The sequence below is a fragment of the Paenibacillus sp. FSL R5-0701 genome (assembly GCF_037973995.1).
In the GTDB taxonomy this organism is placed as follows: domain Bacteria; phylum Bacillota; class Bacilli; order Paenibacillales; family Paenibacillaceae; genus Paenibacillus.
In genome coordinates this window covers 1,392,366-1,409,066 of sequence record NZ_CP150230.1, presented here as the reverse complement: position 1 = coordinate 1,409,066, position 16,701 = coordinate 1,392,366, and the positions used below count along the sequence as shown (strand labels likewise).

The following is a 16,701-nucleotide window of genomic DNA, read 5'->3' as shown; positions in this document are numbered from 1 at the left end:
CGTTATGTCAATGTGATTTTATGGCATAAAAATGATTATCAGGAAAAAGTGAACGTATCCACGACCTCATACATTGGCGATTGCCCCAGCCTTGTCACATAAAGTACAATGTCCTCCACCATCCATGAATTAGCACCTGTGGAATGTTCCGGAAGCACGCCAGATACCCCTTTATTCTCATTACCTGGAACTTGTCCCAGATATTTTCTGGCAACGGTAATATGGGGAGCATACGGTCTTAATTCAGCTTCATACCCAAGGGGCGAAGTCGCCTGCACGATTTGTTTTTGTAATGAAAACAAGTGCTCTATCTCTCCGCTAACACCTTTCCAAAGTACTTTAGGGGCTTCTTCAAGTCCAAATGTACCCCAGTTCGAAAGCTGAAGTTCAAATGGCTGAAATCCGCTTGTTGCTGAGCGCAATGCTTTTCGCAGGTGTCCGATGTCACTAACTAACGTATCCCCCAGAAATTGCAAGGTTATATGATAATCTCTATGATCTGTCCATTTACGAAAATCCAGCTTGTTCTGTACAAGCCTCGCATCCATCTGAAGAGACTGCTGAACAGCAACAGGAAGACGAATTGCTACAAACAATCTTTCCCGTCGGGATGATTGATCCTGATGTGATTGGTTATTCATTGCATACACCTCTCTAAAGTTCGCTCTATTATTTCATAACTATACATATCGTTTCAAGTTGGGTAAGTATAGATTGACACAAATATAACCATTTGCAAATAAGGCTAGATTCCTGCATTTCCCACCTTAATGCACATCCAACATCAAATCTGATACACTTTAATTATCAAACTCATCAAACTATTTATCTCAGGAGGACCACACATTATGGGTAAAATTGTATGTTTTCCATCTCTATCCGAAGAACAGCAACAACGCATTCAGAATGCTGCACCGGGATACACCCTGAAATTCGGAAAAGCCAAGGAATTGGACCCCGCTGAGTTGAAAGAAGCTGAGATTATTCTCGGCTGGTCCCCACTCGTCACAGAACATGCATTAAAACAGGACAGCCTGTTGAAGTGGGTTCAGGTCTGGTCTGCTGGTGTGGACAATCTCCCCTTCGCAGATTTGCAACAAAAAAACGTTCAGGTCACCAGTGCAAATGGAGTTCACGCGATTCCAATCACCGAAATTATTCTGGGCATGATGTTATCCCACAGTCGCTGGCTGAGACAAGCTATGCTGCATCAACAGCAGGCCGAATGGAAAGCTCCTGCCCAACCACTGCCAGAACTGCATGGCAAAACAGCGGTCATCGTTGGTGTAGGCGAGATCGGTACGGAAACAGCCCGTATTCTCAAAGCACTCGGCATGCGCACGATCGGAGTTCGCCGCTCAGGTAAGGATGTCTCCAATGTGGACCAAATGTACGACATGACCGGTTTACATGAAGCCTTGAACCAGGGCGATTATGTAATTAACATTTTACCGCTAACTGATGAAACCAAACATATATATGATCAAACTGCATTTGAGCAGTTCCGATCCGGTGCCTGCTTCGTTAATGTGGGCCGTGGCCCCAGTGTGAAAACGGAAGCGTTGCTGAATGCACTCCAAAACGGCCAAGTTGCCTTCGCTGCACTGGACGTGTTCGAAGAAGAACCTCTTCCTGCAGACCACCCGCTATGGGGCATGGATAACGTGTTAATTACGCCTCATATCGCAGGAAGTACAGAGCAATACACGAATCGAGCAGTCGATATTTTCGTCAAAAATCTGGAAGCTTTCGTCGCTGGCGATACTCTGCCGTTGAACCTTGTGGATTATAGTCATAAATATTAACACAAACACCCGTTCCCATGCAATATTGTGCAAATCAGATCAACGATATCAATGGAACTAAAGAAATATTTCTGTCCTCTACGTTCTAGTGTAAACGGTTAGTTCAATGGATATGTAAGCAATAAAAAAATCTACCTCTGGAAATTTTCTTAGAGGTAGATTTTTTGTTTTTTACGCTTACATACACAGCCAAATATGACGTACAAACGTGCCTTTATGTACTGTTCGGTACTCTTTTACAGTCCATCCTACTTCCAACAAGTGCTCTTCTACCCACTCTGTGGAAACAATCACTGCCCGTTTTGCCAATCTGCGCAAACTCTCCAGCATGGCTCGTTGCTCAGCATCTGGAAGTACAGAGCAGAGATTATAGGGCATATCCAGAATTGCTGCATCATACAAATCTTGCAGTTCATTCATATCCCCCAGTGTGATTCGATCCGAATCATATCCATAATGCGGCAGATTGATACGTGCACCTCGGACAGCCAGAGGATTGAGATCGTTACCTTTTGCGTCAATTCCCATGGATAAAGCTTCAATCACAACTGTTCCCATACCACAGCATGGATCAAGCAACCGATGGTTTTCTACTCTCGGAACAGCAATATTAACCAACGCTCTCGCAAGCGTGATGCCAAATCCAGTTGAGTAATTTTGCGGCTTCTGCCGATGAATCTGCCATGATCGATCGGCTTCTGTCCACTGGCCCAAGATCCATTTTTCTCCTGTTCGGATTAGGCCGAAAGTCACCTTAGGTAGTTTCATCTGCGCCTTGCCTTTAATGCACATGCCAATTTCTTTTTCCAGTTGGCGAGACTGTGCATAATCAGGGGCTCGATCCCCTTCTTTCAGACAAACTACCTTAAATGTCTCTTCTGGCAACAGATGAATATCTCTGGCAAAAGGAAGCAGATCAGTCACGCTGCCCCCTTCGCCGATCACGTCCAGTCTGCCATGGATAAAAGGACTGCGTCCAGGTGGAATACATCGTTCAGACCACACATACGACCCCATATCCATAGGGATCTCCGAACTCGGTTCAAGCAGCGTATTCAGCTCCAGCATGCATAATTCTTGCTCGTTCTCGTGGCAAGCAAAGGTATAGAGGTGTTTCCCAGAAGTGGCGTACATACCAAGTGTTTCATCAGGCAAAATTCCCCTCTCCTTCCTTCATTAATCATGTTTCTTCTATATAAATAGTAAGCTCATTGAAGACATATCAAATACGACTCAAACGTTTGCTTCAGGTAGCCATTGTATACAATGTTAGGCTCCTAGACAACAATCCATTTCCTTGCACGTATCTATTTGGAAAGAAAAAAATAAGGTGTTCCCATTGTTGAGGAACGCCTTACTTTATTTTGAGACTCTCACTAATCGCCACCTGCGTGATTCCAGCTTCTTCTATTATAAGGAGAAGGTTATATTTTTAATTTTTCAATGGATGTAAGCAAATCTTCCGATAATTCTTTCAGACTTTGAATGTTGCCGCTAATCGTTTCCATAGAACTTACTTGCTCTTCCGCCGATGCAGAAACTTCTTCCACACTCGCTGCCGATTGTTCCGAAACAGCGGAAATCTGCTGACTGAAATCATTCATTCGTCCGCTTGCTTCCTGCATGCCTGCGAGACCATCTGTCATCGTGCCGATGACACCAACCATGCCTTCCACCGATTCATTAATTGTACGGAAGAGTTGACCTGAAGTAAGCACATGTTCCTGACCCAGTTCGGTCTCCTGAACGTTCGTACGTAATTCCGCAACCACCCCTTGTGACTCCTGCTGAATATCCTCGGTAATCGCCGTGATCTCTTCAACCGAAGTCTGCACAGCCTCAGATAACTTCCTCACTTCTGATGCCACTACGGCGAATCCGCGTCCACTCTCTCCCGCACGTGCTGCCTCAATGGAGGCATTTAATGCCAGCAGATTGGTTTGGCGTGCAATGTCATGAATGACTTGAACCAGCTTGGAAATATCTTCATTTTTACGATTCAACCGTTCCATCTTGTTCATGGAAGCCGAGACCGAACCGGAAATCTGTTGCATCTGCTGCACCGACTGTTCCATCACCTTGCGACCATTCAGCCCTTGTTCCAGTACAAGATCCGACATGACGCGCAGCTGGCTGCCTTGTTCCGTATGATTCTGAATGTGATCATTCAACACTTCAACCGTACGGGCTGATTCCACGGCTGTCTCTGCCTGGCTCTCTGCGGCCTTGGCTGACTCTTCCATGGTAACAGCAATTTGCCGACTGCCTATCTTAACCTCTTCTGAGGATATTGCCAGTTCCCCACTTTGCAGATTGACAGCTTCGGCAATTCGTCTGACGCTCAGAACCATGGAAGTCAGGTTACCTTTCATGTCATTCACCGCTTTGGCCAGAACACCGACTTCATCCTCATGTTTGGTATGTATGTCCTGAACATTCAATTGGCCTTCTGCAATCAGTTTCACCGCACTAATGACACGCAGCAGTGGTTTCACGACCTGTGAACGAATAATTGGAATGCTGATCGCTGTAATGGCAATCATAACAAGAACACCGATAATGATGATTAATCTACCATCCTGTACCGATCTGATCGTTTGGGCCGCCGCAAGATTGGACTGTTCCTGATTGTATTCCACGAGATAATCGAGGTCGACTTGCATGGTGTCAAAGGAATCAGCACCTTTATCAGCTACTTCCTTCGCCAGCTGTGTCTGCCCCTCATCACTCAACTTGATCGCTTGCGTATTAATCTTGAGATACGCTTCCCATTTGTTCTTGAACGCTGTCCAGTGTTCGAGCTCATCCGCAGACTTCTCCTGCTGATCATAGATTTTAATCGCCTGCGTCGTTTCACGAATATACTTGGTACGCTCTTCTGACAAAAATGCCTTGTCTGTCTCTTCCGCGTCAAAGTGGCGATAACTTAGTGACAGGACATGCTCTGTGGTATAATTTAACCGGTTAATTTGCTGGATTGATGGCATCCAATTGTTCGTAATTTCATTGGTATTGGTTTCGATTGAATTCATCCGGGTGACAATCGTGACACTCAAAACAATTAAACAGAGGATTAACAAGTAGAACGCGATGCTGATACGCAGACCGATACTCTTGATCTTGAATCTGCTGAACATATGATTTCCCCCTTGACCTCTTCGGTCATCCCGAATACAGGTGCGTTTGTCATTGTTTTCCCCTTCTATTTGACCTCTTGTCAAAAGAACTTATCTATATTATATCGGTAGGAAAATAGACGTAAAGTATTATAACATTATTTTGTCATTAAGATGCTTGATTTTGTAAAAGATTGTTGAATCTTGACAAAGTCCAAACTGAAGAGCTGCAGCATACGGTAAAGTCCCGATCTGCAGCTCTTCGGTTTGTTCAGATTTCAACGGCTACCTTCATAAAGCGATCAGCCTAGTTCAGTATTGCTGTCACCTGCTCAGCCAGCAATCGATATGAATCCAATCTGCGTTCATAATCCGGTCCTGCCGTAACCAGAAGCAACCTTTTCGTATCCAGCCTGCGACTCACCTGTTGCAATCGAGCCCATACCTGCTCAGGTGTACCTGCATAGTGCCGTACCAATTCATTTTGATCACTAACGGCCTCATCATTCGTGTTAGAGACCACGATACCACTTGAATTCGGCCCGGTCGAACGTTCTTTTCCATCCAGCTTACGTCTCTCCGCCATGTTAAGACTCCAGCCCAAAGCATCCGTCTCTGACTCGGCACACAATACGCTGACTGCCACCATAACCTCAGGCTCCTTCATCGTTGCACTAGGAATAAATCCTTCTCGGTATCGCCTTACAGCCTCTGTACCATCGGCATCACTCATGAACTGACCAAATACATATCCCATGCCAAACCGAGCCGCAAATTCTGCACTCTTCACGTTAGTTCCCAACATCCAAAGTGATAACGGGAGCTTGGGAATGGGACGAGCTGTCACGGGATGATCCTCGTACATGTATCGGTCTTCGAGCAGTTCTGTGAGTGCTGCGAGCGATTCAGGTAGCTTGGACACATGCTGCAAGTAATTGCCACTGAGTGCCATCGTGGCATGAGGTCCACCGCCCGGAGCACGTCCGAGCCCAAGCTCAATGCGCCCCGGATAGAGCGCAGCCAGCAAGCGGAACGACTCCGCAACCTTGAGCGGGCTATAGTGTGGCAACAAGACCGCACCAGAGCCAAGTTGGATCGTTGTTGTCCTTGCTCCGATGTGCGATAACAGTACTTCGGGAGAGGCCGATGCCAGTTCAGCCATATCATGATGCTCTGACGTCCAGTATCGGGCGTATCCCCAAGCCTCGGCATGTTGCGCAAGTGTCACCGATTGTTGAAGCGCCTGTTCCGCTGTGGCATCGTTCAACCTTGGAACAAGGTCAAGTACGCCAAGACTGAACGTCTCACTCATTCGCTTAGCCACGCGTCTCATCTCCCTTTATATCGGTTAATTTTAATCCAGATCGTAGATCGAACCCACCTTTAGACCGTAGAGTTCATTATATATTTTCTCGGCAAATGCATCTGTCATTCCTGCGATATAATCGATCACCATGTGTTCCCAAGTCCAGATTGGCTGGGCTTTGGCTTGATCCTTCTCATACCGCTGCAGCCAGTCGGATGGAATAATCGATTTGGACGTTTCCGGATCGAGGAATGCATCCCATAAGCGCTTAATCATCCACTCACTGCGCTTCTGTAGCCGCTGCACACGCAGGTCACGAATCATGGTTACCCAGGCAAAACTCTTGAGAACACTCACCGTACGCAGCATGTCGAGGTCTTCAGCCCCTTCACGGACAAAGGTTACCTTCTTCCAGTCACCGTCGTCAATAACGCCCAGACTGCCTACAAAAAAGCTCACCCAATAGGCTTTCACTTCACGACGAGTACGCGAGTAATCATGCTCGCAGAACGGCATCTTCTCATTCCAGATGCGCAGGAACGAAGCGAGGACCTCTTCTACCTTTTGTCCAATCGCTTCTCGGGTCCATCCGTTCCAGAACAGATCCTCCAGCGTTGTAATTTTATCCACAATCAGTCGATTCACATGCGGATCTTGCAAAAAATGCTCATGTACTTCAATTTTGCCTGCTTTGATGCCATCCTCCAAGTCATGCGAGGAGTACGCAATATCGTCGCAAAGGTCCATCAACTGTGCTTCCAGCGTCTTCTTGCCTGCCGGCACGTTCCAGCGATCACGGATCTCCCGAATATATTGCCACTCATGATGATACATGCCTTTTTTGCTCTCTATCCCAGGGTACGGATACTTGTTGATTCCTAGTAATACCGCATCAGACAGGTTCAGCCCGTCGATATCTTCACGCTTCTCCAAGTGCATAATGAGACGGAAGTTGTGCGCATTGCCTTCAAAATGCTCGTATTTCCGTTTTAACTCGGCACGGACTTCAGACTCCACCTTGGGAACTTTGGCGCTGCGGCTTTTTTTCATGATTTTCTTAGCCTCGGTGTTGATGAGATCATCCAGAATGCCATCCAATACTTCTTCACCTTTATGTCCAAACGGCGGGTGACCGAAATCATGTGCGATTGCAGCGCACTCCACCACTTCTGAATCAATAATAAGGCCGGGGTTGTCCGCGCGGTCCCAGTCCACCTCGGGAAAACGGCGAATTAGGCTTCGGGCAGCTTCTCGGGCAATCTGTGCCACCTCCAGGGAATGGGTCAAACGAGTACGATAATAATCACCCGTTCCTGCGCCAAATACCTGCGATTTGCCCTGTAACCGACGGAAGGTCGGTGAATGAATAAGTCTCGAATAGTCCCGTTCATACGCTGCACGAGATCCATCCAATTTGGTTAATTCAGGATATTGTCTATGTTCTCTCAGATCGTTCCATTGCATGGGGATCACTCCTAGCCGACTGTCTCTATTTTGAGTGATTATACACAACATCTGTGGTTTCGAAAAGTAAAACCTGTCTGTGATTGTCATCTCTTCTTACATCAATTTGTGATGAACAGTCATCTTCTCTTATTATACCCTGCCAGACTATCATCCGTGCATCTAAATGATAATGATTAAAATTGAACTCATTATTCACATATGCTCGCTCCCATAGCAGAACAACCATAAGTACTCACTGTGACACCAGGTAGCCGTTTCGGTTACGGATCGTTCTTCTGATCGCTGTTGTCTCCAGGTTTTCTGAATTCCCTTTACTAAGGGAAAAACCCGGAGAAAAAGGCGAACGCTTCGCTTCTTCAGAATCGATTCCGTCCCCTTCACTACTTTTGCTGTCCTTATAATACATAATGGTATTCATCATTCAACTCGCTAAAAAATCGAGTGAAAATCAAGTTCAATTTAGAAAATATCATCATTTGCTTCAATGATAGTCTGCCTCCCCCGCTCCTACCCATTGTGGGTAAAAAACAAAAACCGACAGGACGGAAATGCCCTGTCGGATGAATATGGTGGATGCAGCGTTGCGATTTAGCTACTAAACTTAATGTTCACGCAGTCTACTCTTGAAGCTACATGAACTTTTGCATCAAGGATATTATCGCACCCTTGTACGAAGGATTTTCACACCATAACCTTACAGATATCGTTGGTGAACTCTACTGGATCTTGAATTGGCAATCCCTCGATCAGCAATGCCTGGTGGTACAGGAGGCTGGTGTAGAGGTTCAGCTTTTCCTGATCCTGTGCGAAAGCGTCTTTCAACGATTTGAAGACATCGTGATTTACATTGATTTCGAGCACTTTGTCGGCTTGTACGTTTTCGCTGTTTGGCATAGCTTTCAGGATTTTCTCCATTTCAATCGTCAATTCACCTTCGGTGGACAAACATACCGGGTGGCTTCTGAGACGTTTGGAAGCTTTAACCGCTTTGACTTTACCCGCCAATTGAGCTTGCATCGCTTCAAACAACTCTTTGTTGTCGTTGTCCTGCGCGTCCGTTTCTTCTTTATCCGCGCTATCTTCGATACCCAGGTCACCACTGGAGATAGATTTGAATTCTTTCTCCTTGTAGTTCGTGATCATCTTGATTGCAAACTCGTCGATGTCATCGGTAAAGTACAATACTTCGTACCCTTTCTCAAGAACACCCTCGATCTGTGGCAGCTTCTCAATACGGCTAATCGATTCACCGGATGCATAATAGATGTACTTCTGATCTTCCGGCATTCTGGAGACGTATTCGTCCAGGCTCACGAGCTTGCTCTCTTTGGAAGACGTGAACAACAGCAGATCCTGCAATGTATCCTTGTTCACACCATAGTCGCTGTATACGCCATATTTCAACTGACGTCCAAACGCTTGGTAGAACTTCTCGTAGTTCTCACGCTCGTCCTTCAGCAGGCTTTGCAGTTGGCTCTTGATTTTGTTCTTGATGTTCTTCGCGATCAGGCTAAGCTGACGGTCATGTTGCAACATCTCACGGGAGATATTCAGGGACAGGTCTTCCGAATCCACCATACCTTTGACAAATCCGAAGTAATCTGGCAACAGATCCCCGCATTTATCCATGATCAATACACCGTTGGAGTAAAGTTCAAGGCCTTTTTCATACTCTTTGGTGTAGTAGTCAAACGGCGTGTTCTCCGGAATAAACAGGATTGCATTGTATACCACTGCGCCATCTGCGCTGATATGCAGGTGTTTGAGCGGTTTGTCAAAACCGTAGCGTTTTTCCATATAGAAGTTCGTGTAGTCTTCTTCGGTCAATTCGCTTTTATTTTTACGCCAGATCGGCACCATGCTGTTCACGGTTTGTTCTTCTTGGTATTCCTCGAACTCGTTCTCCGTGCCCTCTTTCGGACGTTGACCCGTTACATCCATCTTGATCGGGTAGCGAATGAAGTCGGAGTATTTCTTGATGATGGATCTCAGGCGGTACTCTTCCAAAAATTCGTCATAAGAATCTTCTTCGGTATTTTCTTTGATCGTCAGGACGATTTCCGTACCTACGGAATCTTTCTCAGCTGGTGTGATCGTGTAACCATCCGCACCTTCGGACTCCCATTTCCAAGCCTCGTCGCTGCCCAGCGTTTTACTTGTTACGGTGAGCTTGTCCGCCACCATAAATGCCGAGTAGAAACCAACCCCGAATTGTCCGATGATGTTGTGGCCTTCTTTAGCTTCATTTTCCTTCTTGAACGCCAAGGAACCACTCTTCGCGATAACCCCCAGGTTGTTCTCCAGCTCTTCCTGCGTCATCCCGATTCCGGTATCCGTCAGTGTGAGCGTGCGGTTTTCTTTGTCAATCGTGAGTTTGATGAAGTAATCCTCTTTGTTGAAAACGAGCGCATCATCCGTAAGTGCTCTGTAATAAATTTTATCAATGGCGTCACTGGAGTTGGAGATCAATTCTCTCAAAAAGATTTCTCTTTGGGTGTAAATGGAGTTGATCATCATATCCAGCAAACGTTTGGATTCTGCCTGGAATTCTTTTTTAGCCATGAGTGGTTGGACTCCTTTCAAATTGGGATATCGAATGATTTGATTGAAAATAGAAAGTAACTGAGATAATCCTGCGGCCATTAGTAGACTTAAAAACTCGATCGCTCTAGTCCACAGATATTGTGCTTCACTTCTAACTGGCTCATTGTTAAAAATAAGTGCACGACGTTCTGCAATGTAGCCGTTCCGGTTACGAATCGTTTTTCGGATCGCTGTTATCCCCAGATTTCTTTGATTCCCTTTTTAAAAGGGAGAAATCCGGTGATAAAGGCGAACGCTCTGCTTCCTCCAAATCGATTTCGTCCCCTGCACTACTTTTGCATCTGATCAGCACTGATTTTTTAGGATAGAGCACATCAATGAAGTGATATCTCTTAAACGTGGAATGCTACTTCAAGTCTGTTGCTTCCTTGGCTTCGCATGTCCTACTCAGGTTCAATCTCTATTTTCAAAAACAGAATCATTCCATATGTAGGCGTACAGTAAAAACATCATTTGTTAGCACTCTAATGATCGGAGTGCTAAACCCTTCCTTTTATATAACATATGGGAAAATTGGGTGTCAATACGCAGGCGGTTATTTTAACAAAAAGATCGAATAACCCTTCGACTTTTGCACATCACCAATCATTTTAACGTAATCCAGCAAGTAAAACAAAAGCCGCCTCGAACCAAAGTTCGAACCGGCATAGGGAAAGATACTACGGTTAGGATTAGAAAATTTTACTTTTTCACCATTTTCGGATCAAGGGTGTCGCGCAGGCCATCGCCCATTAGGTTGAAGCCGAGAACGGTTAACATAATGGAAACGCCGGGGAAAATCAGTGTCCACGGTGCTTTTTGTATAAACTGACGGGAGTCCGACAGCATTTTACCCCATTCGGGATCGGGTGGTTGTGCGCCCATGCCTAGAAATCCGAGCGCAGCAGCTTCGATGATCGCCGTCCCAATTCCAAGTGTACCTTGCACGATCAGCGGAGTAAGACTATTGGGCAAGATGTGGCGAAACAAGATTCGCCCATTACCCGCTCCAAGTGTCCGCGCCGACGTAATGAATTCCTCCTGTCTCAAGCTGAGTACCCGTGAACGCACCAACCTTCCGTAGGTCGGGATGTTCACGATGGCGATGGCGAGCAATGCATTTTGCAACGACGGGCCCAATATCGCCACAATGGCGATGGCCAGCAAAATCCCGGGAAAGGCGAGCAAGATATCAAATAGACGCGAGATAAGCATGTCAGCCCATTTTCCATAAAATCCGGCAATTAAACCAAGCAACGTGCCCGCGATAATGGAACCAATAACAGAGAAGAAGCCTACCCATAATGAAATACGCGCCCCATGCATCACTCTGGAAAACACGTCACGCCCCAGATCATCGGTACCAAACCAATGCTCTGCCGAAGGGGCCTGAAGCCGATCCACCAGCACCTGTTCCTTATAATCGTAAGGAGCGATATATGGCGCGAGGAAGGCCAACAGGATAAAAAACACGATAATAATTAGACCTGCAAGGGCAAGCCGATTTTTCCGAAACGTTCTCCACGCTTCCCGCCATGGACCGGATGTGCTCGCCGACGCAGCGTCTATGGATGGTCCGGTATTGGTTGATAATTTGGCCATGCGGCGTCTCCTTTCTTGGATATGAATGAATGATAAATCCCCTATTTATAACTGATCCGTGGATCAAACACGGCGTAGAGCAGGTCCACAATCAGGTTAATCACCACGAAAAAGAAGGCCACTATCAAAATCCCACTCTGGATCACCGGATAGTCCCGCGAACTAATCGCTTCATATATATAACGTCCGACGCCCGGCCAAGCAAAGATCGTTTCGGTCAACACCGCACCCCCAAGCAGCGATCCGGTCTGGATGCCGATAACCGTGAGCACGGGAATAAACGCATTTTTGAGTGCATGCCCATATACAACAAAAAACGGACCCAGCCCCTTCGCCTTTGCTGTACGAATGTAATCGGAACTCATCACTTCCAGCATGCTGGAACGCGTCATCCGGGCAATAACAGCCATCGGAATCGTTCCCAGTGCAACACTTGGCAGAATCAAATGTTTCGTTACGGTCCACAACTGATTCCATTGTCCAGCAATCATCGTATCCAGCACATACAAGCCCGTAATGGCTTCCACCGGATCACGTGCATTCATGCGCCCAATGGATGGTAACCACTGTAACTTGTTCGCAAACAGCCATTGTTCCATCAGACAGAGCCAGAAGATCGGCATGGATACACCCACCAAAGCAATGACCATACAGCAATAATCAAACCAGGAGTTGTGCTTCCATGCACTGACAATACCGGCATTCACCCCAATAATGACAGCAAATAACATACTCGCCATCGTTAATTCAAGGGTTGCTGTCAGATAAGGCACAATTTCCTGGGCAATAGGCACCTTGGTGCGGATAGACGTTCCCAGGTCACCTTTGAGCAAATCGCCCAAGTAGGCGAAATATTGCTGGAACCAGGGTTTATCCAGACCGAGCTGGTCACGAAGGGCCTGCTTGGATTGTTCGGTTGCCTTTTGCCCAAGTATGGTCTCGGCCGGGTCACCCGGAATGGCGTGGATGATGGAAAAAACAATCAGGGTCATGCCCAGAAGTACGGGCAGCAACACAAGCACACGTTTGACAATATAGCTGTTCAATCCTGTTCACCTGCCTTCGACATATCGTGCAAAATAAAAAGCGCCGGCAAAAACGCATGCTTTGGATAGTTACGTCCGGATGTGGGTTCTGCCAAGCATTTCGTCTCACCAGCGCTTTGAAAGAAAGAATTAAAACGTAATCACTCCGAACTGTAGTGCCATCTTCAGATCGCATTTATCCTGAAATTGATAAGTTCAGCTTACAGCTTACTCGAAATAAGCACCGGCATAGGATTCGGTGCCCAGTGGAGAAGGAACGAAACCTTTCAGGTTCGATTTACCCGCCAGAATTGGCGTCGTGTGTACCAGAGGAATCCACGGTGCGTCTTCCTTAATAATTGCCTGCGCTTGTTTGTAAAGCTCCGCACGTTTCTCCTGATCTGTTTCTTTCTGCGCATCCGTCAGTAGTACGTGCAACTCTTCGTTAACATAGAAGCTGCGGTTGTTGCCCGGAATGGCGTCTTTGTCGAGCAACGTGTACAGGAAGTTATCCGGGTCCCCGTTATCACCTGTCCAGCCGAGCATGTAGATATCGTCTTTCTCCCCGGCTTTCGCATCATCCAGATAGGTCGCCCATTCTGGGGATTCAATGTTTGTGGTAACACCAATTTTCTCAAAATCAGCTTGGATCGCTTCCGCTACCTTCTTGCCATCAGGCATATACGGGCGAGATACCGGCATTGCATAGAAGGTTACCGGATCAGGCAAACCGTCAGGGAAGCCAGCTTCGGCGAGTAGAGCTTTTGCTTTTTCCAAATCATATGGGTAATCCTCAATGGTATCGTTGTATCCCCACAGCGTTGGAGGCATCGGGTTCACGGCAGGCTCAGCTTGTCCAGCAAAGAATGCATCAATAAGGGCCTGCTTGTTCACCGCATGGTTGAGGGCTTGTCTGACTTTGACATTATCAAATGGTTTCTTCTTGAAGTTAAAGCCGATATATGCCACGTTGAACGGTGGACGCTCGATCTTCTGTAACTCGCTGTTGCCTTCAAGAATGGACAGATCGTCCGGGTTCAGGTCTTCCATAACATCAATCTCGCCGTTTTGCAGGGCATTGAAGCGAGCGGTATTATCCGGAATGGAACGCACGATCACTTTGTTCAGCTTTGGCAGTCCTTCTTTCCAGTAGTCCGCGTTTTTCTCCAGGGTGATGGAGTCGTTACGCTTCCATTCTTTGAATACAAATGGGCCGGTGCCCACAGGCTCGCTCTTAAAGTTTTCCTTTTTCTCCTGAATCGCGGTTGGGCTGGCAATGCCAAATGGCGTCATCGCAATATTTTGCAGGAAAGGTGCTTGTGGCTGGTTCAATGTGAACTCCACCGTAGTTTCGTCGGTCGCCTTCACTTCCTTGATCACACGTCCGTCCTCTGGACCAAACATGGAGTCGTAATAATCGAAGGAATCTCCCTCGAATTTATATTCACTCGCCGGATCACCCCAGCGGTTGAAGTTGAACACAACAGCCTCGGCATTAAAATCAGTTCCATCATGGAATTTCACACCGGATTTCAGCTTAAACACATACTTCAGCCCATCCGCCGAAATCTCCCAGCTCTCTGCTAGTCCAGGAACGACTTCTGTTCCACCTTCCTTGTAGTCCAGCAACGAATCAAACACCTGATGCCCAATCTTAAGCGACTCCCCATCGGTTACAATCGCCGGGTCGAGTGCTACCGAATCCCCACCACGGCCCATAATCATCGTATCCTGTGCTACCGTTTCGGTTGGAGGGTCGATTCCTTCCGCCGGAGCAGGTGTAGCCTCTCCACTCTCATTACTGGAGCAACCAGACAACACCAATACGGTACTCAAAGCCATCGTTAGAACACCGGACATCCATTTTTTTCTCATTCGCATACGTACAACACCCTTCCCTGTCTCATAATGTGTGTGATGCTGGCATGAAAGATCTCCAATGTTGGCAATCGGTTTGGTGCTATGTATCATATAAAAGGCTTTAGATGCCTGCGATACCTGAATTAAAGTTCTGGGGAAAGTACGGCATGTATATGAAATGTAAAAACAGCATGGGACACGTATGGAATACAGGTAAATTTCAGATCGTGCACATGGATTGAGGACGTCGGTTGATTACTTTTATAAAAAAAAGAAAAAGGTTCGACAACGTATCTTGTGAGATGAATCTATGAAAATGAATGAAATTGATGCGTTTTATTTGAACTTAGGTCAATAAGCAACAGCGAGTGGGTATGGACTGGTAAGAGCAAGTTTAAGTTGGTAGATCGAAAATACAGATGGGCATACGGATACTACGCTGCTGGCTACGCAATAAAGTCTGTTCCTTGAGCGTGTCGTCTTGAGCATGGAGTGTGGAAGCCGGATTAGGTATCGTTCGTTTGCAATACGGATGAAAGAAACTCAACAAAGGCTAGGTTGTTAGCTGTGTAAGTTGTTTATTAGAGTGGTTTTCTCTTGCAGATTGGATGTGTAAAACGTATGAACGAGTCATCTTGAGATGTTGGATTGTACAACAGGAGACATTACAATAACTTCATATGTTATGGTTTTGTCATGATGAGGAGGATTGTGTAAATAAACTGTGGTGAAAAACAATTTCGTGTAACTTACTTTACATCACATTAATCAATTAGACAAGAGATTTACAGACATAAGTCTTCAACTTTATTATATGTGTTAATATCACTTACACTAAATACAAAAAAGGAACACAGTTCGACAAGAAACGTCCCGTGTCCCTTCTCCATTCAATCCATATTCAGATAAGATCAACATTTTAATTTGCTAAGAATCAGCTCACTTTTTAAACAAACCTCTGCGATGCATCACGGTAATAAAACGGTAAAAATCATAACTCGCCCCATTATCGATGCTGAACAATGGATTTTTGGTGTCATATGCTAGTGCTGCATCCACAGCTGCCTTTGCCCATACTGGAACTTCCATTTGCTGACGTGCCTGCAGTTTATCGACCTGGGATTTGAGCGCATCAAACGCTGCTTTCTCTTCGGCTGTCATTGGTTCGCCCCCTTTCGGTGGTTCGGTTGGTGGATTCGGATGACTTGGATTCGTCGGATTGCTCGGTTCGGATGGCTCCGGTGGTTTCGGCGTAGCCGCTGTGTACCTTGCTCTGAGCTGTGCCGCTGTTCCCTCGAATTCATTCATATCCACGTTGCCGCTAATGCCATTCACCTTGCCGGAATCCGTATACTGCCAGAATGTCCAACGCTTCCATGCTGGATGGTCGTCTGGTACACGGGTGTTGCTGTAACGTGCGATCCACAGATCGTAAGAGCTGAGTGATGTGTCAAAATTCCCGGCAAATGAATTGCCTGTGTATATGATCGGTTTTACACCTGTCAGACGTTGTAATTCAGTTAAAAAAGCTTTGGCAACTGTATTCATCTGCGCTTTGCTCAGGTTGCCCGGGTTGTTCTCGTAGTCCATGACGGGTGGCAGTTGTAGCGCTTTGGCGCCTCCGACTTTTTTCAGCGTATTCGCATAATGTGCCGCTTCTGCCTTGGCACCATCGGTGGATGTCGCGCGAAAGAAGTGGTACGTTCCAACCAGCATGCCCGCTGCAAGTGCACCTGTTACATTTTTTTGATAATTCGGATCGGTATACGTCTGTCCCTCGGTTGCCTTGATGAATACAAATGTCATGCCACTTGCCTTCACTTTCGCCCAGTCAATATTACCCTGGTATCGGGAGACGTCAATGCCCTGTGTGTTGCCCGAACTCCTCGTTTGCATGTTTCTCACACCCTTTATGCGGCAAATTGCCGTTTGTATCA

The 16,701-nt window shown here is 46.4% G+C and carries 12 protein-coding genes; 1 reads left to right on the top strand and 11 read right to left on the bottom strand.

Annotation, left to right across the window (positions count from 1 at the left end):
- Positions 1 to 38 precede the first annotated feature (38 nt).
- Positions 39 to 641, bottom strand: coding sequence for an RNA 2',3'-cyclic phosphodiesterase (gene thpR / locus MKZ13_RS06320; RefSeq protein ID WP_221819109.1), 603 nt, complete (start codon positions 639 to 641; stop codon positions 39 to 41).
- Between the two features lie 207 nt (positions 642 to 848).
- Between thpR and MKZ13_RS06315 the strand changes: the two genes are divergently transcribed.
- On the top strand, positions 849 to 1,805 hold the full coding sequence (locus tag MKZ13_RS06315; protein ID WP_339182671.1) for a D-2-hydroxyacid dehydrogenase: 957 nt from the start codon (positions 849 to 851) through the stop codon (positions 1,803 to 1,805).
- Positions 1,806 to 1,982: 177 nt separating this feature from the next.
- Here the strand turns inward: MKZ13_RS06315 and MKZ13_RS06310 are convergent, their stop codons facing one another.
- The 10 genes from MKZ13_RS06310 to MKZ13_RS06265 form a co-directional block, all read right to left on the bottom strand.
- Entirely contained in the window at positions 1,983 to 2,960 is a 978-nt protein-coding gene (locus MKZ13_RS06310) for an RNA methyltransferase (protein ID WP_339182669.1), read from the bottom strand.
- A gap of 269 nt (positions 2,961 to 3,229) precedes the next feature.
- Entirely contained in the window at positions 3,230 to 4,942 is a 1,713-nt protein-coding gene (locus MKZ13_RS06305) for a methyl-accepting chemotaxis protein (protein ID WP_339182667.1), read from the bottom strand.
- Between the two features lie 286 nt (positions 4,943 to 5,228).
- On the bottom strand, positions 5,229 to 6,233 hold the full coding sequence (locus MKZ13_RS06300; protein ID WP_339185359.1) for an MsnO8 family LLM class oxidoreductase: 1,005 nt from the start codon (positions 6,231 to 6,233) through the stop codon (positions 5,229 to 5,231).
- Between the two features lie 42 nt (positions 6,234 to 6,275).
- A complete protein-coding gene (gene dgt, locus MKZ13_RS06295) occupies positions 6,276 to 7,691 on the bottom strand; it encodes a dGTP triphosphohydrolase (protein ID WP_339182665.1) in 1,416 nt (471 codons plus the stop codon).
- A 235-nt stretch (positions 7,692 to 7,926) separates the two neighbouring features.
- Positions 7,927 to 8,115 carry a hypothetical protein gene (locus tag MKZ13_RS06290; RefSeq protein ID WP_339182663.1) on the bottom strand — a complete coding sequence of 63 codons (189 nt, stop codon included), beginning with the start codon at positions 8,113 to 8,115 and terminating at the stop codon, positions 7,927 to 7,929.
- A gap of 260 nt (positions 8,116 to 8,375) precedes the next feature.
- Positions 8,376 to 10,256, bottom strand: coding sequence for a molecular chaperone HtpG (gene htpG, locus MKZ13_RS06285; RefSeq protein ID WP_339182661.1), 1,881 nt, complete (start codon positions 10,254 to 10,256; stop codon positions 8,376 to 8,378).
- A 723-nt stretch (positions 10,257 to 10,979) separates the two neighbouring features.
- The gene (gene nikC / locus MKZ13_RS06280; protein ID WP_076209596.1) at positions 10,980 to 11,879 is read right to left on the bottom strand and encodes a nickel transporter permease; all 900 of its coding nucleotides are present in this window, start codon (positions 11,877 to 11,879) and stop codon (positions 10,980 to 10,982) included.
- Positions 11,880 to 11,920: 41 nt separating this feature from the next.
- Complete coding sequence (locus MKZ13_RS06275; RefSeq protein ID WP_339182658.1) at positions 11,921 to 12,925, bottom strand: ABC transporter permease; 1,005 nt, start codon at positions 12,923 to 12,925, stop codon at positions 11,921 to 11,923.
- A 207-nt stretch (positions 12,926 to 13,132) separates the two neighbouring features.
- Entirely contained in the window at positions 13,133 to 14,779 is a 1,647-nt protein-coding gene (locus MKZ13_RS06270) for an ABC transporter substrate-binding protein (RefSeq protein ID WP_339182655.1), read from the bottom strand.
- 924 nt (positions 14,780 to 15,703) lie between these two features.
- Positions 15,704 to 16,660, bottom strand: a complete 957-nt coding sequence (locus MKZ13_RS06265; protein WP_339182653.1) for a glycoside hydrolase family 25 protein — start codon at positions 16,658 to 16,660, stop codon at positions 15,704 to 15,706.
- Positions 16,661 to 16,701 lie beyond the last annotated feature (41 nt).